At 60.8% G+C, this 26218-nt stretch carries 17 protein-coding genes; 10 read left to right on the plus strand and 7 right to left on the minus strand.

The window, feature by feature from the left end; genetic code table 11:
* Positions 1 to 42 precede the first annotated feature (42 nt).
* The 9 genes from AB8B29_RS03300 (at position 43) to AB8B29_RS03340 (ending at position 11785) form a co-directional block, all read left to right on the plus strand.
* Entirely contained in the window at positions 43 to 474 is a 432-nt protein-coding gene (locus AB8B29_RS03300; RefSeq protein WP_047559742.1) for a membrane protein, read from the plus strand.
* A gap of 232 nt (positions 475 to 706) precedes the next feature.
* On the plus strand, positions 707 to 1849 hold the full coding sequence (gene ccmI, locus AB8B29_RS03305) for a c-type cytochrome biogenesis protein CcmI (protein WP_047559746.1): 1143 nt from the start codon (positions 707 to 709) through the stop codon (positions 1847 to 1849).
* The gene (gene ccmE / locus AB8B29_RS03310; protein ID WP_037193754.1) at positions 1846 to 2295 is read left to right on the plus strand and encodes a cytochrome c maturation protein CcmE; all 450 of its coding nucleotides are present in this window, start codon (positions 1846 to 1848) and stop codon (positions 2293 to 2295) included. The genes ccmI and ccmE overlap by 4 nt, the downstream gene beginning before the upstream one ends.
* Complete coding sequence (locus AB8B29_RS03315) at positions 2292 to 4280, plus strand: heme lyase CcmF/NrfE family subunit (protein WP_037193756.1); 1989 nt, start codon at positions 2292 to 2294, stop codon at positions 4278 to 4280. Before ccmE ends, AB8B29_RS03315 begins: the two co-directional genes overlap by 4 nt.
* Positions 4277 to 4783 carry a cytochrome c-type biogenesis protein gene (locus tag AB8B29_RS03320; protein ID WP_439006150.1) on the plus strand — a complete coding sequence of 169 codons (507 nt, stop codon included), beginning with the start codon at positions 4277 to 4279 and terminating at the stop codon, positions 4781 to 4783. The genes AB8B29_RS03315 and AB8B29_RS03320 overlap by 4 nt, the downstream gene beginning before the upstream one ends.
* Before the next feature lie 170 nt (positions 4784 to 4953).
* Positions 4954 to 6510 (plus strand): Do family serine endopeptidase, encoded by a 1557-nt coding sequence (locus tag AB8B29_RS03325; protein WP_037193757.1) that lies wholly within the window; start codon positions 4954 to 4956, stop codon positions 6508 to 6510.
* Positions 6511 to 6613: 103 nt separating this feature from the next.
* On the plus strand, positions 6614 to 7372 hold the full coding sequence (locus tag AB8B29_RS03330) for a response regulator transcription factor (RefSeq protein ID WP_037193758.1): 759 nt from the start codon (positions 6614 to 6616) through the stop codon (positions 7370 to 7372).
* On the plus strand, positions 7369 to 8784 hold the full coding sequence (locus AB8B29_RS03335; RefSeq protein ID WP_047559755.1) for a sensor histidine kinase: 1416 nt from the start codon (positions 7369 to 7371) through the stop codon (positions 8782 to 8784). Before AB8B29_RS03330 ends, AB8B29_RS03335 begins: the two co-directional genes overlap by 4 nt.
* A gap of 40 nt (positions 8785 to 8824) precedes the next feature.
* On the plus strand, positions 8825 to 11785 hold the full coding sequence (locus AB8B29_RS03340; protein ID WP_113119221.1) for a bifunctional [glutamine synthetase] adenylyltransferase/[glutamine synthetase]-adenylyl-L-tyrosine phosphorylase: 2961 nt from the start codon (positions 8825 to 8827) through the stop codon (positions 11783 to 11785).
* Here the strand turns inward: AB8B29_RS03340 and AB8B29_RS03345 are convergent, their stop codons facing one another.
* Both AB8B29_RS03345 and pepN read right to left on the minus strand, forming a co-directional pair.
* The gene (locus tag AB8B29_RS03345) at positions 11786 to 14101 is read right to left on the minus strand and encodes a PAS domain-containing sensor histidine kinase (RefSeq protein ID WP_037193763.1); all 2316 of its coding nucleotides are present in this window, start codon (positions 14099 to 14101) and stop codon (positions 11786 to 11788) included. It lies immediately after the preceding gene.
* Positions 14102 to 14330: 229 nt separating this feature from the next.
* Positions 14331 to 16979: an aminopeptidase N gene (gene pepN / locus AB8B29_RS03350; RefSeq protein WP_113119220.1), complete on the minus strand. Its 2649-nt coding sequence runs from the start codon at positions 16977 to 16979 to the stop codon at positions 14331 to 14333.
* Positions 16980 to 17473: 494 nt separating this feature from the next.
* Here pepN and AB8B29_RS03355 point away from each other — a divergent pair, with 494 nt between their 5' ends.
* Complete coding sequence (locus AB8B29_RS03355) at positions 17474 to 18349, plus strand: hypothetical protein (protein WP_037193767.1); 876 nt, start codon at positions 17474 to 17476, stop codon at positions 18347 to 18349.
* Between the two features lie 326 nt (positions 18350 to 18675).
* On the opposite strand, the gene AB8B29_RS03360 is transcribed toward AB8B29_RS03355, so the two are convergent.
* The 5 genes from AB8B29_RS03360 to AB8B29_RS03380 form a co-directional block, all read right to left on the minus strand.
* Positions 18676 to 18867, minus strand: a complete 192-nt coding sequence (locus tag AB8B29_RS03360) for a hypothetical protein (protein ID WP_037193769.1) — start codon at positions 18865 to 18867, stop codon at positions 18676 to 18678.
* A gap of 140 nt (positions 18868 to 19007) precedes the next feature.
* Positions 19008 to 19895 (minus strand): uracil-DNA glycosylase, encoded by an 888-nt coding sequence (locus tag AB8B29_RS03365; RefSeq protein WP_037193771.1) that lies wholly within the window; start codon positions 19893 to 19895, stop codon positions 19008 to 19010.
* Positions 19896 to 19950: 55 nt separating this feature from the next.
* Positions 19951 to 21240: an Hsp70 family protein gene (locus AB8B29_RS03370; protein ID WP_037193774.1), complete on the minus strand. Its 1290-nt coding sequence runs from the start codon at positions 21238 to 21240 to the stop codon at positions 19951 to 19953.
* Between the two features lie 240 nt (positions 21241 to 21480).
* Positions 21481 to 24600 (minus strand): efflux RND transporter permease subunit, encoded by a 3120-nt coding sequence (locus AB8B29_RS03375; protein WP_037193775.1) that lies wholly within the window; start codon positions 24598 to 24600, stop codon positions 21481 to 21483.
* The gene (locus AB8B29_RS03380; RefSeq protein ID WP_037193777.1) at positions 24597 to 25835 is read right to left on the minus strand and encodes an efflux RND transporter periplasmic adaptor subunit; all 1239 of its coding nucleotides are present in this window, start codon (positions 25833 to 25835) and stop codon (positions 24597 to 24599) included. The genes AB8B29_RS03375 and AB8B29_RS03380 overlap by 4 nt, the downstream gene beginning before the upstream one ends.
* Positions 25836 to 26218 lie beyond the last annotated feature (383 nt).

Consider the following 26218-nt stretch of genomic DNA (forward strand, 5'->3'; position numbering starts at 1 on the left):
TCGCAGTACCTATAGTTTGCTTGTTGATACTGGTTCGGTTGTATGAAGCTTCGTACCTTTTTCTTGATCGCCCCCTCCGTTTTTGTCGCGATTGCGCTTTCAGGTTGCTCGACGACGAGCGGCAAGGGCGGCGGCATAAGCCTGCTCCACTCTTCGAAGTCCGCGGGGTCGACGACCTATATTGTCGCGCTTGAAGGCGGCATTGTCGGACGAACCGGCATCAAGCTCAGCGATAGTGACCTGCAGCGGGCGCTGGAAGCGGAGTACCGGGCGCTGGAGAGCTCGCCGCTCGGTCAGCCCGTGGTCTGGAACGGCAGGAATGCCAGCGGCGAGGTCATTGCCGCTGCTCCCTATCAGGTCGGCTCGCAAAATTGCCGGCAATACACGCACACGATCACGGTCGAGGGAAAGCCGACCACGGCAAGGGGTGCCGCATGCCGCAATGACAACGGCACATGGACGCCGCTCAACTGAGATGGTCTTAGCCCTCGCGCCAGTGGGGAGAGAGTGGCGCCAAAGCGCCGGGTGAGACGGCGTTGCACCGTCAGGATTGCCTTCGTCGTTTCGCTCCTCATCCCCTCATTCGCCCCTTGGGCAGCTTTTCCCGCTGGGGCGAAGGCATAGTAGGCGCGGCCAAACGCCTCAAATCTTCGTCAACGGGGCTTTCGCGGTTGGAATAAGCGCCTCGTTAAAGTATTGGGCGTCTATGCTGTTCTGGATTCTCGTGGCCGTTCTGACGGCTGTTGTCGGCGCTGTGTTGCTTCACCCTCTTCTGCGTGGTGCAAAGGAGGCTGGCGACCGTCGTTCGGGAGAGGCCGAGGTCTACCGCGATCAGCTTCGTGAACTGGATCGCGATCTTGCCGGCGGGCTGATTTCCGCGGAAGAGGCCGGCTACGCCCGCGCGGAAATCGGCCGACGCCTGATCGCCGCTTCCAAGGAGGAGGCGAGCGAAGCGAAATCGTCTCAACGTGGCAGCTATCGCCTTTCCCAGGCCTTCATCGTCGTCATGCTTCCCGTCGTAGGGCTCTGTCTTTATCTTGCCAATGGCGAGCCCGGGCTGCCGTCGCAGCCGCTGGAAGCGCGGCTCGAAAAGCCCGGAAACGATCTTGCCATCTCGATCGTCAAGATCGAACAGCACCTCGCCAGGAACCCGGATGACGGCAAGGGCTGGGAGGTATTGGCGCCGATCTACTTCAAGACCAACCGCATAGGCGATGCGGAGCTTGCCTATCGCAACGTCATCCGCCTGCTGGGGCCGAACGCCGCGCGGCTCGGCGATCTGGGCGAGGTGTTGGTGGTCAAGGCTGATGGTATCGTAACCGCGGATGCGCGCAGCGTACTGCAGCAATCGCGGGCGCTTGATGACGCCAACCCACGAACGCTCTACTATCTGGCGCTGGCATTGGAGCAGGAAGGCAAGGCGGCGGATGCGAAAGCCGCATTCGAGGCTCTGGCGAAACAATCGCCGCCGGATGCGCCGTGGCTTGCGGCCGTCGACCAGCATATCGTCAAGAACGGCGGCAAGCCGGTGGCGTCCGCAAATGTGAATGCGCCCGGCAATCCGACGGCCGAGGATGTCGCGGCTGCGAATAGCTTGAATAGCGGCGATCGCCAGCAGATGATCCGCGGCATGGTCGATAGCCTCGATGCCAAGCTCAAGGAAGATCCGAAGAATTTCGAGGGCTGGATGCGGTTGATCCGCTCCTATGTCGTGCTGAACGACCGGGATCGCGCCGTCGATGCGCTGAAGCGCGGCCTTACGGCCTTCCCGGCGGATGGTGGGGAGGGACAACAGCTCCTGGCGCTGGCAAAAGAATTGGGACTGCCGACGGAGGTGACGCAGCAATGACCCGCAAGCAGAAACGTCTGGCTGTCATCGCCGGCGGCATGGGGTTCATCGCCATCGCCGTGCTGCTCGTCCTGTTCGCCTTCAGCCAGTCGGTTGCCTATTTCTACATGCCTGGTGATCTCGCCAAGACGCCGGTCAATGCCGGAACGCTCATCCGCCTGGGCGGACTCGTCGGCCAAGGCTCCGTCGTGCGCGGCCAGGGCACGCAGGTGCAATTCTCTGTGACCGACGGCAAAGATACGATCAAGGTGAGATATGACGGCCTCCTGCCTGATCTCTTCCGTGAGGGACAGGGTGTCGTGACCGAAGGCAAATTCGAGCCGGGCAGCGATGTCTTCGTTGCGGACAGCGTTCTGGCCAAGCATGATGAGCGCTACATGCCGAAACAGGTTGCCGACAAGCTGAAGGCGGATGGCGTCTGGAAGGGTAAGGAGGCGACTCAATGATCATCGAGCTCGGACATTATGCCCTGGTGCTCGCGCTGGCGACCGCGCTTATCGTTTCCATCCTCCCCGTGATCGGCGCGCGGCGCGGCGATGTGTCGATGATGGATATCGCGCCGGTCGGTTCCGTCGTCACGTTTGTGCTCGTTGCTTTTTCCTTCGGCGTCCTGACCTATGCCTATGTGGCCTCCGATTTCTCGGTGCTGAACGTCTGGGCCAATTCCCATTCGCTGATGCCGCTGATTTTCAAGATCTCCGGGGTGTGGGGCAATCACGAGGGATCGATGATGCTCTGGCTGTTGATCCTGTCGCTGTTCAGCGCACTCGTCGCCTTGTTTGGCCGCAATCTGCCCGATGTGCTGCGCGCCAATGTCCTCGCCGTACAATCCTGGATCTCGTCGGCTTTTCTGGTCTTCATCCTCTTGACCTCCAATCCCTTCATCCGGCTTGACCCGGCGCCTGCCGAAGGCCGGGACCTCAACCCCGTCCTGCAGGATATCGGCCTCGCCATCCATCCGCCGTTGCTCTATCTCGGCTATGTCGGCTTTTCCGTCTGTTTCTCCTTCGCCGTTGCGGCGCTGCTGGAGGGCCGCATAGACGCTGCCTGGGCGCGCTGGGTCCGGCCCTGGACGCTGGCTGCCTGGAGCTTCCTGACGCTCGGCATCGCCATGGGCTCCTACTGGGCCTATTACGAGCTCGGCTGGGGCGGCTGGTGGTTCTGGGATCCGGTGGAGAATGCCTCCTTCATGCCCTGGCTTGCCGGGACGGCGCTCCTGCATTCCGCACTGGTCATGGAAAAGCGCGATGCTCTGAAGATCTGGACGGTTCTGCTGGCGATCCTGACCTTTTCGCTGTCGCTGCTTGGTACATTCCTTGTGCGTTCCGGCGTGCTGACGTCGGTCCATTCCTTCGCCAGCGATCCGACGCGGGGCATTTTCATTCTCTGCATTCTCCTCCTTTTCATCGGCGGCGCGCTGTCGCTCTTCGCCTTCCGTGCGCCGAAGCTTGCCGCCGGCGGATTGTTTGCACCGATCTCGCGCGAGGGCGCGCTGGTGCTGAACAACCTCATCTTGACGGTTGCCTGCGGCACTGTCTTGACCGGCACGCTGTATCCGCTGGCGCTGGAGACCCTAACCGGCGACAAGATTTCCGTGGGGCCGCCGTTCTTCAACATGACGTTCGGGCTGTTGATGATGCCGATCCTCATTGCCGTGCCATTCGGCCCGTTGCTGGCCTGGAAGCGGGGTGACCTGCTCGGCGCGCTGCAGCGGCTCTATGTTGTGGCCGGTCTTGCCTTCCTTGCCGGACTTGTTCTTTTCTACTTGCGGCACGGTGGCCCGGTGCTCGCCGTTCTCGGCCTTGCCGCCGGCTTCTTCCTGGTCTTCGGCGCCCTGGCCGATCTCTGGTATCGCGCCGGCGTTCGCAAGGTGGCGGCAAATGTCGCTTGGCGCCGTCTGCGCGGGCTGCCGCGCTCCGCCTTCGGCACAGCACTTGCCCATGCCGGTCTCGGCGTCACCGTGCTCGGTATCGTTGCCGTGACGACCTTCGAGACGGAGAACATCACCAGCATGAAACCGGGCGAGACGGCCGAACTCGGCGGCTACAGCCTGCGTTTCGAGGGCATGCAGCCGGGCGTCGGCCCGAACTACACGGAAGATCGCGCCCGCTTCACGGTAAGCCGCGGTGGCGTCGCCTTCGCGAAAATGTCGTCGTCCAAGCGCGTCTTCACCGCCAACCGCACGGCAACCACCGAGGCCGGCATCCTGACGCTTGGGCCGAGCCAGCTCTACGTGTCGGTGGGTGACGCCAGCAAGGATGGCGGCATGGTGGTGCGCATCTGGTGGAAGCCGTTCATTCTCTGCATCTGGATGGGCGCTCTCGTCATGGCCATCGGTGGCTTCGTTTCGCTTAGCGATCGCCGCCTGCGTGTCGGCGCGCCGAGCCGCAAGGTAAAGCAGGCGCGCCCCGCCTTGGAGCCGGCGGAATGAGCAGAGGTTGGTCGACATCCCATCTCGCGATCGCACAGGCTCTGGCGACCTTTGCACGCCTGTGCCTCTGTCTTGCGGCGATCATGGCGCCGATGCCGGCCTTCGCCGTCAATCCGGATGAGGTCCTGCCCGATGCGACTCTGGAAGCGCGGGCGCGCACCATCTCATCCGAATTGCGCTGTATGGTCTGCCAGAACCAGTCCATCGACGATTCCAATGCCGATCTTGCCCGTGATCTGCGATTGCTCGTGCGCAAACGCCTCGTCGACGGAGATACCGACAGGCAGGTGCTCGATTACATCGTTTCCCGCTACGGCGAGTTCGTCCTGCTGAAGCCGCGTTTCACGGAAAAGACGCTTATACTTTGGGGCGCACCGATTGCGCTCTTTGTCGTAGGTGGATTTGCCCTTGTCGTCTATGCCCGTCGCCGTGCCGGTAAGCCGACCGGCAAGCCTCTCACTCCGGAGGAAGAGGCGCAATTGGACGATATCCTCGGCAAGTGATGCGGTCGTCATTTACCCGCACGCCATTGCAATCATTTCCATACATTACGAATTTTTCATGGGGCGGACAGTTCGTTGTAACGTCCGGCGCCCTATATCTTTACCATCACGCATCATAACCGGTTTCCCATCCGTGGAAATCTGACGAGAGAAGAGAAGGTAACTCGCATATGTTCAGGAATATCAAGAACACCTTGTCCCGTAGCACCGCTATGAAGGCTTCTGTCGTCGCCGGCCTCGCTGTCGCTGCTCTGACTACGGGTGTTCCGGCTGTCGTCAGCAATTCCTATGCCGATGTCGTCAATGTGCAGGCGCCGCAGGTGCCGAGTTTCGCCAACGTGGTGGATGCCGTATCGCCAGCGGTCGTCTCGGTCCGTGTCGAATCCCGCATCAATACGGTTGCCGATGAAGACGATTCCTTCGGCCTCGGCCGTGGCTTCGACGATCTTCCCGACGATCATCCGCTGAAGAAGTTCTTCAAGCAGTTCGAGCAGCAGCAGGGCCGCGGCCAGCAGAAGGGCCAGAACCAGCAGAAGAACTCCGAGGACGGCAAGGGTCGTCTGCGGCCGGTCGCTCAAGGCTCCGGCTTCTTCGTGTCGGAGGACGGCTATATCGTCACCAACAACCACGTCGTTTCCGACGGCGCTGCCTTCGTCGTCGTCCTCAACGACGGCACCGAGCTTGACGCCAAGCTCGTCGGCAAGGATTCGCGCACCGACCTCGCTGTTCTGAAGGTCGACCCCAAGGGCAAGAAGTTCACCTATGTCGGCTGGGCCGACGACGCCAAGGTTCGCGTTGGTGACTGGGTCGTTGCCGTCGGCAACCCGTTTGGTCTTGGCGGCACGGTCACCGCCGGCATCGTTTCCGCTCGTGGCCGCGATATTCATTCCGGCCCCTATGACGATTATATCCAGATCGACGCACCGGTGAACAAGGGCAATTCCGGCGGTCCGACCTTCAACCTCAACGGCCAGGTGGTCGGTATCAATACCGCCATCTTCTCGCAGTCGGGCGGCAGCGTCGGCATCGCCTTCGCGATCCCGGCGACAACAGCCAAGGATGTCGTGACCGATCTGATCAAGACCGGCACCGTTTCGCGCGGCTGGCTCGGCGTGCAGATCCAGCCCGTCAGCAAGGATATTGCCGAATCCCTCGGCCTTTCCGACGCAAGTGGCGCGCTTGTCGTTTCCCCGCAGGACGGCTCTCCGGGACAGAAGGCCGGCATCAAGAACGGCGACGTGGTCACGGCAGTCAATGGCGAACCGGTCAAGGACCCGCGTGACCTCGCCCGTCGCATCGGCGCCATGCAGCCGGGTGCCAAGGTCGAGGTGTCCCTGTGGCGTAATGGCAAGTCCCAATCCGTCACGGTCGAGCTCGGCAGCTTGCCGGCCGATCAGAACCAGGCTTCCAACGACGACTCGCAGCCGAACCAGCCGCAGCAGCCGTCCTCCGAAAAGGCTCTGGCTGATCTCGGCATGACAGTCGGTCCGTCCGACGACGGCAAGGGTGTGGCGATCACCGCTGTCGATCCCGACTCCGATGCTGCCGACAAGGGCATAAAGGAAGGCGAGAAGATCACTTCCGTCAACAACCAGCAGATCTCGAACGCCGGCGACATCTCCAAGGTCATCGAACAGGCGAAGAAGGACGGCCGCACGCGCGCGCTGTTCCAGATCCAGTCCAACGATGGCAGCCGCTTCGTAGCCCTGCCGATCAACGCCGGCTGATCCCATCAGCCGACTGAATGCATTGGGAAGCCGCGCAGGCCACGGCTTGTGCGGCTTCCCTTTTCAAAGCCCCCACAATGACTGGCTTCAAGGCAGGTGAAAAATGACGACCGCTGGCCAACATGCCGTGACCTCTTCCGATTCCGGTTGTGCCGATACGCCCTCGGCGGGTAATGTCGCCCACATGAAGATTCTGATCATCGAAGACGATCTCGAAGCGGCGGCCTACCTCACCAAGGCGTTTCGCGAGGCCGGCATAGTTGCCGATCACGCAAGCGACGGCGAGAGCGGTCTCTTCATGGGCACCGAGAACACCTACGATGTTGCCATCATCGACCGCATGCTGCCCCGCCGCGACGGACTGTCTGTCATCAGCGAATTGCGCCGCAAGGGCGTACACACGCCGGTCCTCATTCTCTCCGCGCTCGGCCAGGTGGATGATCGCGTCACCGGCTTGCGTGCCGGCGGCGACGATTATCTGCCGAAGCCCTATGCTTTCAGCGAGTTGCTGGCGCGCGTCGAGGTCCTCGGCCGTCGCAAGGGTACGCCGGAGCAGGATGTGCTCTATCGCGTCGGCGATCTGGAGCTCGACCGGCTGTCGCATGAGGTGCGCCGCGGCGGCAAGGAGATCCCGCTGCAACCGCGCGAATTCCGCCTGCTGGAATATCTGATGAAGAATGCCGGCCAGGTTGTCACCCGCACCATGCTTCTCGAGAATGTCTGGGATTACCATTTCGATCCGCAGACCAATGTCATCGACGTACATGTCTCGCGGCTGCGCTCCAAGATCGAGAAGGATTTCAGCCAGCCGCTGCTCAAGACGATCCGCGGCGCCGGCTATATGATCAAGGATGAGGGATGAGTCGCTTTCGCGTCCTCTTCAAGTCCACCGCAGTCCGCCTATCCGCCCTCTACATCCTTCTTTTTGCGCTCTGTGCCGCCACGCTCGTTTTCTACGTGACGGCCATGTCCGAGCGGTTGCTGACCGGTCAGATCCGCGATGCCGTTCAGCAGGAAGTCAATCAGGTCAAGCGTGCCTACGATATTGGCGGCCTGAACCTGCTCTTGCGCACGATGGAGCGTAGGGCCCGCCAGCCAGGCGCCAATCTCTACGTCATTGCCGGCCCCTCCGGCGATATCCTCGCCGGCAACGTCGCCTCGGTGCAGCCCGGTGTACTCGGCCAGGCCGGCTGGACGGAACTGCCTTTCACCTACGAGCGCTATACCGACGCAACCAACGATCCGGAGCGCCGGCATCTGGCGATCGCCAATATCTTCATTCTCGACAACGGCCTGCGCATCCTGATCGGCCGCGACCTCGGCGAACCGGAGCGCTTCCGCCTGCTGGTACGCCAGGCGCTGATGCTGGCGCTGGCGATCATGGGTGTCGGTGCGCTGGTCATCTGGTTCGGTATCGGCCGCAACGCCTTGAAGCGCATCGACCGGATGACGGATGCCAGCCGTAAGATCATGGCGGGTGACCTTTCGCAGCGCCTGCCCGTTGGGGGCTCCGGCGATGAGTTCGACCGCATGTCGGCATCGCTGAACGCCATGTTGGGGCGCATCGAGAAATTGAACGAAGGCTTGCGGCAGGTCTCCGACAATATTGCGCATGACCTGAAAACGCCGCTGACGCGGTTGCGGAACAAGGCTGCGGAGGCGGTCGACAATGGCGATAGCGAGGGCCGTCGCGTCGCGCTCGAGGGCATCATCGGCGAATCGGACCAGCTGATCCGCACCTTCAACGCGCTGCTGATGATTTCCCGCGTCGAGGCGGGGTCCGTGGCGGCCGAAATGACCGCCGTCGATCTTTCTTCCATCGTCGCCGATACGGCCGAACTCTATGAACCGGCCGCCGAAGAGGTTGGCCTGGCGCTCACAGCCGACATCGAGCCGGATGTGGAGGTGCAGGGCAATCGCGAACTGATCGGTCAAGCGCTGTTCAACCTCATCGACAACGCCCTCAAATATGCGGCCGGTTGCCGTGGCGAGCCGGCGGTGACGTTCAAGCTGTCGCGCACGCATGATGCTGTCATGCTTGCCGTTGCGGACCACGGTCCCGGCATTCCCGCCCATCAGCGCGCCGATGTGATCAAGCGCTTCTTCCGCCTGGACGAAAGCCGTTCCAAGCCGGGAACGGGCCTTGGCCTGGCGCTGGTGGAAGCCGTCATGGAGCTGCATGGAGGCCGGCTCGAGCTTTCGGATACCGATCCCGAGCATTCCGATGCCAAGGGACTAACGGTCACCATGATCTTCCCCACACAGAAACAATAGACTAATCCTGCCTTATCCGATTGCTCTTGGGGAGAGCTGCATGACGACGACGCAAGGCGATTTGTTGCGGGATGTCCCGCCTGGGCGGCTGCGGCCGCTGAACCAGACGGAATTGAAGTCCACGCTCGCCGATCTCAAGCAGATCGCCGGCGTGGAGCCGGCAATCGCCGCCCTGCTAGGCGGCGAGAGTTCCCTGCGGGATTTTGTCGTCGCCGCGCTGGCACTGTCGCCCCATCTGCGCGAAATGGCCAATCTCGAACCGTCGCTGCTCGTTGCGGCCATCGAGAAGCCATTGTCGCCGCAGATCAAGGCACTGGTCGAACAGGCCCGTCGTGCCTGGTTGCCGGCGGAAGACGGTGGGGCGTCGCCTTCGGAATCCGAAGTCATGAGCCGTCTGCGTGTGGCCAAACGCCGGGCCGCCTTCCTGATCGCGCTTGCCGACCTTGCGCGTATCTATGACGGGAGGGTGACCACCCGCTGGCTGAGCGCCCTTGCGGAAGCTTCCATCTCCGCGGCGATCGACCATCTGCTGTTGTCTTCGCACGTAGCCGGCAAGATCTCGGTTGCCGATCCCGCCGCTCCAAGCCGGAAATCGGGCCTGATCGTGCTCGGCATGGGCAAGCTCGGTGCTGAGGAGCTGAACTACTCGTCCGATATCGACATCGTCGTTTTCTTTGACGAAACGGCCGGTATCGTTCCCAATCCGGAAGACGCGATCGATATCTTTCCGCGGCTGATGCGCCGGCTGGTGCGCATTTTGCAGGAGCGCACGGCCGACGGCTACGTGTTCCGCACCGACCTGCGTCTGCGGCCCGACCCCGGTTCGACGCCGCTTGCGATCCCCGTCGATGCGGCGATGATCTATTATGAGGGCAGGGGGCAGAACTGGGAGCGTGCCGCTTTCATCAAGGCCCGGCCCGTCGGCGGCGACATCGCCGCGGGGCAGGCCTTCATCCGCGATCTCGTGCCCTTCGTCTTTCGCAAATATCTCGACTATGCCGCGATATCGGACATTCATTCCATCAAGCGGCAGATCCATGCGCACAAGGGGCACGGCGCCATTGCGGTCAAGGGCCACAATGTCAAGCTTGGCCGCGGCGGCATTCGCGAGATCGAGTTCTTCGTACAGACGCAGCAGCTGATCGCCGGCGGCCGCATGCCGGCGCTGCGCTGCCGTTCGACGGAGGAAACGCTGGCGGAGCTGACCAAGGCGAAATGGATAGACGCGGAAACGCGCGACGAGCTGGCGGCCGCCTACTGGTTCCTGCGCGATGTCGAGCACCGCGTGCAGATGGTGCGCGACGAGCAGACGCATCTGCTTCCGGAGACGGACACCGAGCTGAAGCGCGTTGCTTTCATGATGGGGTTTGCCGACGTATCGGCTTTTTCCGTGGCTTTGGTAACGATCTTGAAAACGGTCGAGCGACGCTATGCCCGCCTGTTCGAGCAGGAAACAAAACTGTCGACCGAAACCGGCAATCTGGTCTTCACTGGTCAGGGTGATGATCCCGATACGCTGGAGACGCTGCGACGTCTCGGCTTCGAGAGACCTTCGGATATCTCCAACGTCATCCGCACCTGGCACTATGGGCGATATCGCGCCACGCAATCGGTCGAGGCGCGCGAGCGGCTGACCGAGCTGACGCCCGAGCTGCTGAGGGTCTTCGGCGAAAGCAAGCGGGCAGACAAGGCGCTGCTGCGCTTCGACAGCTTCATCTCCGGATTGCCGGCGGGCATTCAGCTCTTCTCGCTGCTCAGCACCAATCCGGCATTGCTCTCGCTCATCGTCAACATCATGTCGTCGGCACCGCGTCTCGCCGAGATCATAGCCGCCAAGCCGCATGTCTTCGACGGCATGCTGGACCCGGGTCTCATGGCCGAACTGCCGACACGGGACTATCTGGCGGAGCGCATCAGAAGCTTTCTGGCGCCGGCGAGGCATTATGAGGAGGTGCTTGACCGCTTGCGCATCTTTGCGTCCGAACAGCGCTTCCTGATTGGCATTCGCCTGCTGACGGGCGCGATCGGCGGTTTCATGGCCGCCCGCGCCTTCACCTATCTCGCCGATCTGATCGTCGAGGCGGCGCTGGATGCTGTAATGAAGGAAATCCGCGCGGCCCATGGCGAATATCCCGGCGGCCGCGTCGCCGTCGTCGGCATGGGCAAGCTCGGCAGTTTCGAGCTCACGGCAGGTTCCGACATCGATATCATCCTGCTCTACGACTATGACGATACGGCAGGTGAATCCTCAGGTCCGAAGCCGCTGGATGCGACCCGTTATTTCACCCGCATCACCCAGCGCCTGATCGCGGCTCTTTCGGCCCCGACGGCCGAAGGCGTGCTCTATGAGGTCGACATGCGCCTGCGCCCCTCGGGTAACAAGGGCCCGGTCGCCACGCGCATCAACTCCTTCGAAAGATACCAACGCGAGGAAGCCTGGACCTGGGAACATATGGCGCTTTCGCGAGCGCGCTTGATCTGCGGCGACGAGGAACTGACGCTGAATGCCGAACGCATCATCGGCGAGGTTCTTTCCGCAAGGCGAGATATCGCCAAGATCGCCAAGGATGTCCTGGAGATGCGCAGACTGATCGAACAGGAGAAGCCGCCGGAAAGCATCTGGGATCTGAAACTGATCCCCGGCGGGCTGATCGATATCGAATTCATTGCGCAATATTTGCGGCTCATCGCGCCGACTCGCGGCGTCGGCATAGATGCTAACGGCCTCAGTACGGCCGATGCATTGAAATTGCTAGGCGGCAGTCTGATGGATCGCAACGATCTCGATGTTTGTCTGGAGGCCCTGCATCTCTATACAGCGCTGTCGCAGCTGATCCGGCTTTGCATCGACGGTTTGTTCGATCCGGGACATGCGCCTTCCGGGCTGATCGAGCTGGTCTGCCGTGCAGGCGACTGTCCCGATATTCGCACGCTCGAAGCGGAGCTGAAGCGGCTCTCGAAGGCGGTACGAAAAATATTCCAGACAACGGTGGGAAGCTGATCAGCGCCGATCAGGAATGCGAATAGCGATGACCGTGCCGACGCCCTCGCGGGAGCGGATACGCATGCGGCCGTTATGCAGCGCGGTCAGCGATCGCGAAATCGCGAGCCCCAGGCCGGAGCCTCCTTTGCTTTTCGCATATTGGCTTTGCACCTGCTCGAAGGGTTGGCCGATCTTGCTCAGGGCCGATTTTGGAATGCCGATGCCGGTATCGGCGATGATCAGCACCACGGCATCCTCGACCTTGCGGGTACGAACCGCGATGCGGCCGCCGTCATTGGTGAATTTCACGGCGTTGGAGAGCAGATTGAGCACGATCTGCTTCATGGCGCGGCGATCGGCGCTGAGCCTGATATCGGCAGAGATGCACTGCTCGACGAGAATGTTCTTGTGTGTGGCCGGAATGCGGGTGAGACGCAGGCATTCCTCGATCAATGGAGCGAGGTCGACCTGCTCGCAGCTGAGCTTGATATGGCCGGCCTCGATTTTGGACATGTCGAGGATATCGTTGATGACGTTCAGCAGATGCTTGCCGCTGTCATGGATATCCTTGGCATATTCATTGTACCGCGCCGAGCCGAGCGGGCCGAACATCTGATCCTGCAGGATTTCCGAAAAGCCGAGGATGGCGTTGAGCGGTGTGCGCAGCTCATGCGACATATTGGCGAGGAATTCCGATTTCGCCCTGTTGGCGGCCTCGGCGCGTTCTTTTTCGCAGAGGTAATTGGCATTGGCGGTCGACAGTTCCGCCTTTTGCCGTTCCAGGATCTGGCGTGAAGCCGAGAGATCGTTGATCGTCGCCATCAGCCGTCGCTCGGATTCGCGCAGCCGTTCCTGGTTGCGCTTCAACTGTGTAATGTCGGTGCCGACGGAAACGAGGCCGCCGTCACGGGTCCGGCGTTCGTTGATCTGCAGCCAGCGCTCATCTGCAAGCTGGACTTCCGTCGTCTGCGAATGATTGGAGCGGCCGGGATCGACAATGCGGCGCTCGATGACTGGCCGAGCCGCGGCGGCGTTGACCATGGCGCGTTCGGCCCCCGGCACGAGCACCTTGTCCGGCAGTCCGTAAGCCTGCTGGAAGTGGGCGTTGCACATGACAAGGCGATCATTCTTGTCCCACAAGACGAAGGCTTCTGAGGTGCATTCGATCGCATCGGCCAGCCGCTGGTCGGCTTCGGCGTAGCGCTGCGCCAGCCGATGCTGTTCGGTGACGTCCATGGCGATGCCGATCATGTGCACGCGGCCGGAATTGGTGCGAATGACCTGGGCGCGGGCACGCATCCAGACATAATGCCCCTTGGCATGGCGAATGCGAAGAATCTGGTCCACCTGGCCGGCGCTGCCGCGGGTGACGGAGCGGGCCAGCATATGCAGGCTGTTGTCATCCGGGTGCATCAGGCGTGCCGCATCGGTGAAGGCGAGCGGCTTGTCGGCGGCCGGCATTCCAAGCATGTCGTACATCGACCGCGACCAGAAGAACTTGCGGCTGGTGAAATCGAAATCCCAGAGGCCGCAACGGCCGCGGGAAAGGGCCGTCTCGACGCGCAGGTTGGATTCGAGGAAGATTTCGTCGGCATCGCGGGCCCGCTTCACCTGCGTGTAATAGGCATAGAGAATGACGAGCAGAATGGACGAAATGCCGGCAAAGAGCGTGACGTTGAGCGTCAGCTCATCGCGCCAGAGCTTGTCGATCTGCTCCATCGAAGCGGCCGACAGAATGAAATCGCCCTTGTCGCCGATCAATGAAATCGCCGCATAATAAGGCTCGCCGTCGATCATCGTCTCGATGACGCCGGCGTGATCGCCGAAATTCCGGATGGCGGATACCTCGGGAAAGAAGTCGAAGATCAACATGCCGATATAGGCGGAGCCGGCGGCGGATGAGCCGAAAACCCTTCCGCTCGACTGCACGAGCAGAACGAATGCGCCGCTATCCAGCCGATCCTGCGGCAGGTAGGTCGCAAGCTTCCGCTCCGCGTCGCTCCGGTTGCCGGCCTGGAACAGGCTGGCATCGTTTGAAAGGGCGGCCGATGCGGCGGCGATGGAAAGCGAGGTCGCGCGCCGGGCTGACGCCGCCATCCGGCCGTGTTCGGTGACCATGCCGAAGAAATGCGAGGCGGCAACCACCATCAGGAAGGAAATGATGAGGACCGGGATGATGCGCTTGAGGATATGTTCGGTCTGCGGGAAGCGACGCGACATCGTCTCCACCCGGACACCCGTCCGATCAGTAACGCCGCTATGCCAGGATTTCAGACCGTCGAAATTAACACGCAGCCGTCCATCGGCCGCGGTTGCCCGCCGCACGTCCACCATCGCTCTAGCCTTGTCCCTCGTGTGATTCGCTGCGCCGCTCGCCCGAATCTGCCTTAATGAATCACTCGTGATTCGCCTTGTCCAGAGGGCGAGGTAAAACTTTCTTAACCATCTGCGATTTCAGCATCTTTTGTACACGCACCGGTAAGTTGCGTGCATTCGGGACTCGTTGAAGCTGAAAAAGATGCCGCAAGTCAGCCGTCTCGATCGACGGCCGGCAAGACCGGGATCATTCCTTCAGGATACGCTCCACGATATCCCGCACGTCGCTCGAAAGACCGCCGGCCCGTTCGATCCGCACCAGAGCCGAGCGGGCATGGTCGGCGCGCACCGGTTCCAGCAGGCGCCAGGAGCGCATCGAAGTCAAAATACGGGCGGCAAGCTGCGGGTTGCGTTGATCGATGTCGAGGATCTCGTCGGCGAGGAAGCCGTAGCCGGCGCCGTCGGCCCGGCCGAAGCCGGTCGGGTTGGCGAAAACGAAGGTGCCGAGCACGGCGCGCACGCGGTTCGGATTGGTGCGCTTGAACAGCGGCGTTTCCATGAGCCGCTGGATGCGCTCCAGCGCGCCTGCGCCGGGAATCCCGGCCTGGATGGCGAACCATTTGTCGATGACCAGAGCATTTTCGGAGAAGCGCTCGCGGAAATGCTCGAGGGCAGCGGCGGTTTCTGCCGTATCGGGAAAGCGATGCGCGAGAATGGTCAGTGCGGCGCTGAGATCGGTCATGTTGTTTGCCGCGTCATAGGCGGCCTTTGCACGGGCGGGCGTACCATCCAGTTGCGACAGATAGGTCAGAGCCGCATTGCGCAGCGCCCGGCGCCCGGCGCTTGCCGCGTCCGGGCTGAATGATCCTGGCGTCTGCATGCTGTCGTAAAGCGCAGCAAAGATGTCCTTGCCGGTTTCGGCGACCCGCTTGAGGATCGCCTGGCGAGCCGTGTGGATGGCATCGGGATCGTTGTTGCCGCCGAGTTCGCGGGCAATGTCGGCTTCGCTCGGCAGGGCAAGCGCCTGTGCCCGGAAGGCCGGCTCCAGGCTGTCATCGCCCGCTGCCGCCAGCAACGCGTCGACGAAGGCGGAATCGCAGGTGACGGCAATGCCTTGACGTGCATCGCGAGCCGCCTGCAGGAGGTTAGGCAGCCCCAGGTCGATCAGCGCCTGCCAGCGGGCGAAGTGATCGGTTTCGTAACGGGCGATCAGCGCCAGATCCCGGGCGCTTTGGTTGAACTGCAGGTTGATCGGTGTCGAGAAGCTGCGGTTGAGCGACAGAACCGGCCGCGAGGGGATGCCGTGGAAGACCACCGTCTGCGCCTTTTCCGTGAGGTGCAGGACGTCGTCGGTCAGTTCCGCTCCGGCCACAGACGACGGGGCGATCACAGCACCGTTTTCGGCAATCAGCGCCAGACGCAGCGGAATATGCAGGGGCTTTTTGGTCGTCTGGCCCGGCGTGTTTGGCTGCATTTGTTCGAGCGACAGCGTGAAGGTCTTGGCGGCGGCATCATAGTCGCCGGAGGCGGTCACGAGAGGTGTGCCTGCCTGGTGATACCAAAGCGAAAACTGCGTGAGGTTGCGGTCGCTGACATCCTCGAAACATCTAACGAAATCCTCGATCGTCACAGCCTGTCCGTCGTGCCGATCGAAGTAGAGGTCCATGCCCTTCTTGAACAGATCGCGGCCGAGCAGGGTCGCGATCATGCGCGTGACTTCGCTGCCCTTCTCGTAGACCGTCGTCGTGTAGAAATTGTTGATTTCGCGGTATGTCGTCGGACGCACCGGATGGGCGAGGGGACCGCTGTCCTCCGGAAACTGCTCCGACTTCAGATGACGGACCTCGGCGATGCGCTTGACCGGCCGCGAGCGCTGGTCGGCGGAGAATTCGTGATCGCGATAGACGGTCAGGCCTTCCTTGAGACAGAGCTGGAACCAATCGCGGCAGGTAATGCGGTTGCCCGTCCAGTTGTGGAAATATTCATGCGCGATGATCGCTTCGATATTGGCGTAGTCGGCATCGGTAGCGGTTTCCGGATCGGCCAGCACGTATTTGTCGTTGAAGACATTGAGGCCCTTGTTTTCCATCGCCCCCATGTTGAAGTCCGAAACGGCGACGATCATGAAGATGTCGAGGTCATATTCGCGTCCGAACCGCTCCTCATCCCATGTCATGGAGCGCTTCAGCGCATCCATCGCGTAAGCCGCACGCGGCTCTTTGCCATGCTCGACATAGATCTTCAGCGCCACCTCGCGGCCGGACATGGTCGTGAACGTATCCTCAACGACGCCAAGATCGCCCGCCACGAGCGCAAACAAATAGCTCGGCTTCGGATGCGGATCGAACCAGGCGGCGAAGTGCTTGCCTTCGCCGTAGCCGGCGCCGCCGAGGAAATTGCCGTTCGACAGCAGCAGCGGGTTTGCTTGCTTGTCGGCGATGATATTGACCGTATAGGGAGCGAGAACATCCGGTCGGTCGGGGAAATAGGTGATGCGGCGGAACCCTTCGGCCTCGCACTGCGTGCAATAGACGCCGCCGGTGCGATAGAGGCCCATCAACTGTGTATTGGCCTCCGGATTGATCACCGTCGTGATGGTGAGCTCGAAGGGCGTGCTTTCCGGCAGGTCGCGAATGGTCAGGCTGTCCGGCGAAGCTTCATATTGTCCGGCCGGAACTTCGTCCTGATCGAGCAGCAACCCGGAAAGAACCAGCTCATCGCCGTCGAGCACGAGCGGGGCTTTCGGATCGGTGCCTTCCCGCCGGTGAAAGATCAGCCGCGCTTCGACCTTGGTCTCGGTCGGATGCAGATCGAAAGTGAGATCCACGCGTTCCAGAACGAAGTCGGTGGGACGATATTCTGCCAGATAGACAATCTGGCCGGTGTCTGTTCGCATGGTCCATCCTGATCAAGGCTTATGCTATGGCGGGCGCAATCCGAAGCCTTACCTCGGACTGGAAGTCGCCGCATCATTACATCGAAATCTGAACCAAAGTTAAAGTCATATCATTACATCGTTATGTTTTGTTATGGCACAGCAAGTATTCGATCGACGGGCAGCTTCCGTTTCAGGTTGAATGCCACTCTTGGATGTGTATCCGGCCGCTGCGTAATCATTCTCCGGCTGTTTTTGCCTGCCTTTGCAGCGAATGCGGTCACATCGTTCAGACGGGTCGTCATTGCCTTGCTGTCATCGAAAACAGCGTGCGCAGACAGAGAAGAGTTATTTAAAGTAAATTATTTGTTTAATCTCTTACGGTATGAGTGCGTCTACACAACTATAGCATGCTATAGGCTTTCGGAATTATGATCGATTCCGGTGAACTCGTTCACAAAAATAAAACATCCTGTATTATCGGCAGTTGAGAAGGGCACCCCAAGGAGGCCCGATTGAGCTTTTCCATTGAGCAACTTGCTCGCCATCCTAAATTCATATCATCGCTGCGCTTCCTCGCGGAATCGTTGCGGAACCGCTACGATCATGGCCCGCGAATTGCGCGAATGCTTGCCTCGCATCAGCGCTGGCTTTTGACCCAGACGGCCTATGCGCTTCATTTCGAATACGATCCGGCGGTACCCGGCTCCGGTCTGACCGTCGTCAGCCTTCGCGATCTTATCACGCGTCATCGGGTCGCCAGCCGCAACACGGTGCTGAGCTTTGTCGAGGAGCTGCTCACCTATCGCTTCCTCGTGCCGGCCCCCGGCCATGTTCGACGCCCCCGGCGCTATGTGCCGACCGAGATCAGTCACACGGCGATGTTTGGCTGGTATCTGTCCAATCTGGCGGCGCTCGATCTGCTCGACGATGGCGTGCGTGCGGTCGCACTTGCCACCTCTCCGGCGCTGATGGATCTGGCACAACCGCGCATGGCGCGTCACTGCCTGGAGGCGGAAGTCTGGCGCGAGCCGCCGGAAGGCGTTGGCTTGTTTTTATGGACCGAGGCCGGTGGTCTTGTCGTCGACCACATCATGGCGAAAATGGATCTGAGCGCGGAGATGGAAAGCCACATCGATATCGGGCGCGTCGACGCGCGCGCACTGGCGGCTCACTTCATGATATCCCGGACCCATCTGCAACGCCTTTTGCGTAAATCCGCCGATCGTGGCGACATAGGCTGGTATGATGAACCCAAGAAGACACGCATGTGGATATCGCGCGATTTTCTGGATCAGTATTGCGGATGGCAGGCTGTGAAGCTTGCGGCGATAGACGAGGCTTTCGCCTGGGCGCAGTCTGCCGCAGGGCGCCCCGATCCGAAACAATAATGGCGGCGAGATGCAGCCGGGCGTCGATACCCGGCGGTGCTTCATGAGATCTTTTCTGGATAGTCTAAACGACGGGCCGGATCATCGATCCCGCCCGTGAGGCCTCATAGAGGAATGCTGGCCACTGCTGCCCGTGCGGGGCTCGAGTCTTTGCATTCGTCCCTGCCAAGATTGCGAGCGCGCTCGAATTCCTCGGCAGCGCGCACCGCGGAGCCGATATGGCCGACCGAATCAAAGAGGGTGATGAGCGAACGCAAACCCGAAGACATGCTGCAATTCCTGAAAATCAAAGGCGAGGCTATGCCGCAACCCGCGGCCGCGCTTGTTCAGCAGGCGCGGAAATCGGCGAAGATGGCGGTCGGACGGCTGACGCGCGCCGAGATTCCGGTGCCTCGGGCTGTCATCTGCTCGTTGGCAGCGACGCCGAGATTGCGATGTCCGTTTGTAGCGCGCACGGGCTCGAGAGCGCGACGCAGGGTGTCAAACCCGCAGTGAATAGGACGAAAACGTGAACTCATGGCCTTGGTTCCTTTTGAGATTCCTCCCAAGACACAGCTATATATTGCAGTGCAACATATATTTCGCAATGCACAGCCGCGAAAGACTGCCATGCTACAAATGCATGGCTAGTGTCATTTTTTGTTAACTGTGGCGAAAATCAGCCTAATATTTCGGCGTCGAGACGATTCTTGAAAGCGAGCAGATCATTCCATGCCAGCCGCTTATTGATCGGCGCGGTGAGCAATTCCTGCGGATGAAGGCTGGCGATTGCCGGGATCGTTCGGCCGAGAATGCTGATTTCCCGCCATTGTCCGCGCAGTCCGTGGATGGTCTCGCCGCTGTCGAAGAAATGACGCGCGGTGAAATTGCCGAGCAGCAGCAATGCTTTCGGTTCCGTGAGCGCTATCTGCCGCTCTATGAACGGACGGCATATCTCGATTTCCGGTGCCGAGGGCGTGCGGTTGCCCGGCGGTCGCCACGGAATGACGTTGGTAAGCAGGATATCGTCGCGCCGAAGGCCGATGGCGGCCAGCATCTTGTCCAGCAACAATCCGGCGCGGCCGGCAAAGGGCACGCCTTCCCGATCGTCGTCGGCACTCGGCATCGGGCCGATCACCATGATCCGGCTTTCGGCCGTGCCGCTCGCAAAGATCGTCGAGCGGGCGCTGTTTTTCAGATTGCAGCCGTTGAAGGCCTCGATTGCAGTCTTCAGCTCGGCAAGCGACCGCGCGCTTTCAGCCGCGAATCGGGCCTGCTCCATAACCTGTTCGTCGGGGATCGCGGGCGCATTGCGCGGCGAGGTGGGGGGCGGGACAGCAACTGGCTTCGCGCTCTGACGACGATCCGGCTGCGCTTTCGCCGCAGGCGGCGGCGCTTCGTCACGCGACGGCGCCGCCCTTGCCCCCAGTCGTGCGGCCCGCATGGCTTCGAATTCGGCAAATCGGTCGACCGGCTGCTCTTCCAGCAGCCAGTCGACCCCGGCATCCGCATGAAAATGCAGGAGAGCGGCAAGTTCGGCCGGTGTTAGGTCGCTGGCGGAGATCATGGACGAACTGTAGCCAATGCGGCACAGGAACGAAAGAGCAGGGCAGCGTGCTCTATCACGCCGTCCACTGGGCGATGTCCTCGCGCTCGCCGATCAGCGCAAGGCCATGGGCGATCGAGAGCAGCTCGCCGCCTGTCTCGATGCGCTCCTGACCGAAGCGTTCCGTGAAGATGCGCCGCACAGCCGGCACGAAGGACGTGCCGCCCGTCAGGAATACCTTGTCGATCGCGTCGGGTGACGTCCTCGTGGTCGTCAGCACATCGTCCAGCGCGCCTTCGATACGGGCAAGGTCGTCTGCGATCCACTTTTCGAAGTCCGCCCGGCGGACACGCGTGCGGCCGGCCTTGCCGAGGGGTGGGAAGTTGAACTCCGCCTCTTCATCAGCCGAAAGGGCCATCTTCGTTGCCGACACGGCCTGATAGAGCGGATAGCCTTCGTCATGCTCGACGAGTTCGATGAAGGTCTCCAGCTTTTCCGGCTCCAGGCTGCTGCGAACCAGCGTTTTCAGGTCGGCATATTCGCGCGAGGTCTTGAAGATGGAGAGTTGGTTCCAGCGGCCGAAGTTGGCATAATAGGAGGTGGGCATTTCCAGCAGCTTGTCGAAGCTCCTGAAGAAGCTGCCCTTGCCGATTGCCGGCGAGACGATGTTGTCGATCATCCGGAAGTCGAAATGATCGCCGGCAATGCCGACGCCGGAATGGCCCATCGGGGTGGCGGTGAGCTTGCCGGCATGGGTCTCGAAGCGGATGAGCGAATAGTCCGTCGTGCCGCCGCCGAAGTCGGCTACCAGCACGGTCGCATCCTTCTTCAGATGCTGGGCGAAGTAGAAGGCGGCCGCCACCGGCTCGTAGACGTAGTGGATTTCCGGGAAGCCGATGCGGGACAGGGCCGCGTTGTAGCGTTCCGTGGCGAGTGCGGGGTCGGGATTGGCGCCGGCAAAATGCACCGGCCGGCCTGTAACGATCCGTGAGACTTCGGTGGGCCAGCCGTCTTCCGCATAGGCGCGCAGGCGCCGCACGAAAATCTCCATCAGATCTTCGAAACGATGGCGTTTGGCGTAGATGAGCGTGCCCTGGAAAAGCGCGCTTGCCGCAAAAGTCTTGATCGACTGCAGAAAGCGACAGTCACCGGGATTGTCGATGAACTGCCGGATCGCCGCATGTCCGGCCTCGACCTTCAGTGCCGCAGCGCCCAGCGCCGGGTCCTTCATGAAGGAGAGCGCCGTGCGCATGCTGTCGGACGTGCCTGTTGCGCTGTTGAAGGCGACCGATCGGGTGTCGGGCCCATCGGCCATCGCCAGAACCGTATTCGTCGTGCCGAAGTCGAAACCAAGCGCCCGAGCCATGCCCGCACTCCTTTCCGTCAAAATTTTCAGGATTGGGACAAAGCCCCTGTGAGGCGCGAGACGCGCCACTATCGCAAAGAGGGCGCGTCATGACATGGCTGGGTAGCAAGTGCAAGACTTGGCGATGGGTTTTATTTGGCCTGTCCAAAGACGCGGGCGGTGACATTCCCGCCTTGCGCGATGCCATCGGCAATTCCGGGCATGCCAAGCGAAGCAGGCGCCTCTCGGCGCCCGTTGATCTCATTCGGCGGCGATAGCCGTCGGTCTGTCTTTCGGATGCTGGTCCGTGTCCTTGCGTTTGCCGAGGCGAGCCAGAAAGTCGCTCAGGCGGTTCATCTCAAGGAAGATCACCGGCGTGATGAACAGCGTCAGGATCTGCGAGACGACCAGACCGCCAACGACCGCGACACCGAGCGGCTGACGCAGCTCCGAGCTCGCGCCCCCGCCGACGGCAATCGGCAGGGCACCAAGCAAGGCGCAGAAGGTCGTCATCATGATCGGCCGGAAACGGCGAACGCAGGCTTCATGGATCGCCTCCGCCGCAGATACGCCACTGCCCGATCGCAGCGTTTCCAGCGCCACGTCGATCATCATGATCGCGTTCTTCTTGACGATACCGATCAGCATCAGCAAGCCGATGAGGGCGATGATCGACAGGTCGAAACCGAAGAGCTTGAGGGAAAGCAGCGCGCCGAGGGCGGCGGCCGGCAGGCCGGACAGAATGGTCAGCGGATGGATAAAGCTCTCGTAAAGCACGCCGAGGACCACGTAGATCGTCAGCACGGCGGCAAGGATCAGATAAGGCGTGCTGCCCTGCGACTGCTGGAAGATCTGGGCGGTGCCGCCATAGGACGTGAAGACGTCCGCCGGCATGTTGAGATCCTTCTTGATCTGATCGATCTGTGCCGTGGCGTCACCGAGGGCTTCGCCCGCAGGCAGGTTGAAGGACACGGTGGTCGACACGAGCTGGCCGGTCTGGTTGATGGTGACCGGGCCGGTGGTGCGCTCGACATGGGCGAAGTTCGACAGCGGAACCAGGGCGCCGCTTGCGGAGGCGACCCGGATTTCCTGCAGCTTCTGGTCGTCCCAGGGTTTGCTGGTGTCGAATTCGACGATAACGTCATAGCTGTCGCCGGTGGTCTGGATCTGCGCGGCGTTATAATTGCCGAACGCTTCCTCCAGCGTGGTGCGCAGCACATTGTTGTTGATGCCGTAGTTGGCCGCCTTTTCGGTGTCGACGACGATATTGGCCTGCAGCGCATTGTTCTGCTCATCCGAGGCGACATCGGTGAAGCGCGGATCGCGCCGCATCTGGTCTGCGATCTTGTTGGACCAGAGGTCGGTCTTGTCGGCGCTCAACGCCTGAATCACCAGCTGGTATTGGCTGGCGGTCTGGCGGCCGCCGAAGCGCAGGCTTTGTTGCGGTGTGATGTAGGCCTTGATACCGGCGATCGTGCCGATGGTGGTGCGTATTTCACGCAGCGTCTGGTCCAGCGGCTCGCGCTGATCCTTCGGCTTCAGCTGGACATACATCGTACCGTTGTTCAGCGGCTGGCGCGCACTGCCGCCGACGATCGACATCACGTGGTCGACGGCGGGGTTCTTTTTGACGAGGGCTGCGGCCTGGTTTTGCAGGTCGCGCATGGCCGAATAGGATATATCCTGTCGAGCCTGGGTGGAGATCTGCAGGCGGCCGATGTCTTCCGTGGGGAAGAAACTCGCCGGCAGCACCATGAACAGATAGGCGGAAAAGCCGATGGAACCAAAGAAGCACACAAGCACGGTCGCGCGATGGCGCAGACACCAGGATACGCCTCTGTCGTAGCCGCGCTGCGTCCAGTCGAAGCCCTTGTTGAAGAGACGAACTGGCAGCGGTGGCTGGCCATGGCCGCTGGAGAGGCGGGAGCTGAGCATCGGTGTAACTGTCAGCGAAACGATCGCCGAAGAGACGATGGCGATGGCGACCACCATGCCGAATTCGTTGAAGATGCGTCCAACGACGCCACCCATCAGAAGAATCGGGATGAATACGGCGATCAGCGATATCGACATCGAGATGATCGTGTAGCTGACTTCCGCCGAACCCTTGATCGCCGCCTGCAATACCGGCATGCCTTCCTCGACATGTCGCAATATGTTTTCCAGCATGACGATTGCGTCATCCACCACGAGGCCGACCGCGAGTGTCAATCCTAGTAGTGAGATGTTGTCGACGCTGTAGCCCAACACATACATCATGCCAAAGGTCGAAATCAGCGACAGCGGCACGGCAAGGCCGGGAATGATCGTTGCCGTCACATGGCCGGTGAAGAGATAGATGACCAGAACGACAAGGCCGATCGTCAGCAACAGCGTGAACTTCACGTCGGAGATGGCGTCACGGATCGGTTGCGCCGAGTCGTTCATGACGCTCGTCGTGACCGAACCGGGAATTTCCGCATGAAGCTGCGGCAGTTTTGCGTTGATTGCATCGACGACGTCGACGGTGTTGGCATCCGGCTGACGCTGGATCGCAAGAATGATGGCCCGTTTGCCATCATACCATGAGCCGGTATTGGTATTTTGCACACTGTCCTGGACGTCGGCGACATCGCTGAGGTGGATCGCCGCGCCATTGGGATTGGCAATGACCAGCGACTTGAACTGCTGAGCATCGGTAAGCTGCGTGTTGGCGTTGATGGTCATGCTCTGTGCGTTGTTCTGCAGAGTGCCGACCGGAACCTGGTTGTTGGCGTTGACGAGCGCGGTGTTGACGGTGTCGATGCCGATGCCGCGGTCCTGCAGCTTGCTCGGATCGACCTCGACACGCACGGCGTAAGTCTGCGCGCCGAAAACGGTCACTTCGGCAACGCCCGGGAGCGTCGACAGCGAAGGGGAGATGATGTCTTCGGCAATTTCGTCGAGCTTGCTGCGCGGCATTGTATCGCTCTGCACGGCAAGAAGCATGACCGGCGCGTCGGCCGGATTGGTCTTGCGGTAGCCCGGCGGGGTCGTCAGGTTATTGGGCAGCTGGCGCGTTGCATTCGAAATTGCCGCCTGAACGTCGGCGGCGGCGGCATCGATACTGCGATTGAGATCGAACTGAAGTACGATGCTCGTATTGCCGAGCGAGTTCGTGGCCGAGATTTCACTGATGCCTGGGATGGTTTCGAACTGCTTGATCAGCGGAGTGGAAACCGATGTCGCCATGGTCTGCGGCGAGGCGCCGGTCAACTGTGCCGAGACGTTGATCGTCGGAAAGTCGACCTGGGGCAAAGCCGCGACCGGCACGAGCTGATAGCCGGCCAAACCGGCCATGACTACACCCAGCGCCAGAAGCGTGGTCGCCACCGGCCGTTGGATACAGAAATTGGGGATCATTGCTGTGCTCCAACCGTAATCGTTTCGCTCTTCCGGCCCGACTGATCATCGGCTGCGGCAAGGTTCTGTGTCTTTCCGTCGTTGAACTGTTCGACGACGGTCTGACCATCGGTCAGCTGTACCTGTCCCTCGACGACGACATGATCTCCTTCCGAAAGACCTTTGGCGACAGCGGTAAAGCCCCCGTTCTCGCGCTGTACGGTGACCGGCGTCATATGAACCTTGCCGTCTTTGACGACAAAGGCGAAGAAACCGTCAGCGCCTGGGCTGATGGCAACCGTCGGAGCGACGATCACAGGCTGAGTGTCGGTAAGGTGGACGATGATGTTGACCGATCGGCCAGGCCAGATAGCACCATTGGCATTGGCGAACTTTGCCTTGGCAAGGATGGTGCCGGAAGCGGCATCGACCGAATTATCGAAGAAGCTGATTTCGCCCTGGCGGGACTTGCCCTTATCCGAACGCGGAACAGTGCTGACCGGCACGGTGCCAGCCTTCAAAGCTTCCTCCAATTCCCGCAGATGATTTTCCTGCAGATGGAATTGTACGTAGATCGGATCGTATTGGGTGATGGACACGATCGCCGTACCGGGAGTGACATAAGCACCTGGGCTCGGGACGACATTGCCAAGACGCCCATCATACGGGGCTCGGATTTGTGTGTTTTCCAGCAGCACCTGGTCGGATGCAAGCTGAGCCTTGTCAGCGTTGACGTCGGCGACGGCGGTATCGCGTGCCGCAACTGCCTGATCGACCGTCTGCTGCGTCCCGGCGTTGGCAAGCAGGCTCTTGGCTCGGGTGAGGGCTGATTCTGCCGCCACAAGCGTTGCCTGATCCTTGGCTATGGTCGCTTGATCCTTGTCGACGGCGGCTTGTGCAGTCCGTGCGTCGAGCTTTGCGATCAGATCGCCAGCCTTGACCATCACGCCGTCCTTGGCTTCGATCGATGTGATGATGCCGGATTCCTGCGCGGCAATCGTCGTCGCATTCTGCGCAACGGCCGAGCCGGTAGCGGTGACGTCATTTGGAAGGAGTGTTTTTGTTACCGCAACGGTCTTGACGACCGAAGACAGTGCCGCGCGCTTGTGGCTACCTGTCGCCGTTTTGCTGCCGTCCTTGGTTTCTGCGGAGGCCTGATCAACAAATGCCGAAAGAAAAGGAATACGGTCACGATAGCCCCAGACTGCAAGGGCAGCGACGACTAGAAGGCCGAGGGGAAGCCAAAATTTTTTCATATTGAAGAACCGGTCGAAGCGAGTTGCAGAAAGCGCGATGACATCGAGGTGTATTTATTGCGTCGCACAACAAAGACGGGCTTCGCCGCAATCCATCACATCGCCGTTACCGCTAACGTTCGGTAATTCTGTCCCTATAACCTGAATTTATGAACGCTCATCCAGTGCAATTTACCACAGTTCGACATGACGAAAAATTAAAGCTTGGAAAGCTTTCGACTTGCTCTGCATTGTGCGGCGCAGCAAATAGTCAGATGATTATTTTTTGATTGCCGCCATGTAATAAATGGAGGGCTGCATACGCTTTTACAGCGCTTATCGCGTAAAGACAGGCCACAGGCGTCATGGCGGCCCCGTCTTCGCTCACGGAATTGTGTTGTCAG

It is taken from the genome of Rhizobium sp. 11_C7_N12_5 (assembly GCF_051811145.1).
GTDB classification, from domain to species: domain Bacteria; phylum Pseudomonadota; class Alphaproteobacteria; order Rhizobiales; family Rhizobiaceae; genus Rhizobium; species Rhizobium lusitanum.

Bases quoted from the DNA above. Each gene is read 5' to 3' on its own strand.
- ccmI (WP_047559746.1), top strand. From the start codon at position 707: ATGCTGTTCTGGATTCTCGTGGCCGTTCTGACGGCTGTTGTCGGCGCT.
- AB8B29_RS03365 (WP_037193771.1), bottom strand. From the start codon at position 19,895: ATGATCTCCGCCAGCGACCTAACACCGGCCGAACTTGCCGCTCTCCTG.
- AB8B29_RS03370 (WP_037193774.1), bottom strand. From the start codon at position 21,240: ATGGCTCGGGCGCTTGGTTTCGACTTCGGCACGACGAATACGGTTCTG.
- AB8B29_RS03380 (WP_037193777.1), bottom strand. From the start codon at position 25,835: ATGAAAAAATTTTGGCTTCCCCTCGGCCTTCTAGTCGTCGCTGCCCTT.
- AB8B29_RS03300 (WP_047559742.1), top strand. From the start codon at position 43: ATGAAGCTTCGTACCTTTTTCTTGATCGCCCCCTCCGTTTTTGTCGCG.
- pepN (WP_113119220.1), bottom strand. From the start codon at position 16,979: ATGCGAACAGACACCGGCCAGATTGTCTATCTGGCAGAATATCGTCCC.
- AB8B29_RS03330 (WP_037193758.1), top strand. From the start codon at position 6,614: ATGACGACCGCTGGCCAACATGCCGTGACCTCTTCCGATTCCGGTTGT.
- ccmE (WP_037193754.1), top strand. From the start codon at position 1,846: ATGACCCGCAAGCAGAAACGTCTGGCTGTCATCGCCGGCGGCATGGGG.
- AB8B29_RS03335 (WP_047559755.1), top strand. From the start codon at position 7,369: ATGAGTCGCTTTCGCGTCCTCTTCAAGTCCACCGCAGTCCGCCTATCC.
- AB8B29_RS03320 (WP_439006150.1), top strand. From the start codon at position 4,277: ATGAGCAGAGGTTGGTCGACATCCCATCTCGCGATCGCACAGGCTCTG.
- AB8B29_RS03360 (WP_037193769.1), bottom strand. From the start codon at position 18,867: ATGAGTTCACGTTTTCGTCCTATTCACTGCGGGTTTGACACCCTGCGT.
- AB8B29_RS03325 (WP_037193757.1), top strand. From the start codon at position 4,954: ATGTTCAGGAATATCAAGAACACCTTGTCCCGTAGCACCGCTATGAAG.
- AB8B29_RS03375 (WP_037193775.1), bottom strand. From the start codon at position 24,600: ATGATCCCCAATTTCTGTATCCAACGGCCGGTGGCGACCACGCTTCTG.
- AB8B29_RS03315 (WP_037193756.1), top strand. From the start codon at position 2,292: ATGATCATCGAGCTCGGACATTATGCCCTGGTGCTCGCGCTGGCGACC.
- AB8B29_RS03345 (WP_037193763.1), bottom strand. From the start codon at position 14,101: ATGGTGGACGTGCGGCGGGCAACCGCGGCCGATGGACGGCTGCGTGTT.
- AB8B29_RS03340 (WP_113119221.1), top strand. From the start codon at position 8,825: ATGACGACGACGCAAGGCGATTTGTTGCGGGATGTCCCGCCTGGGCGG.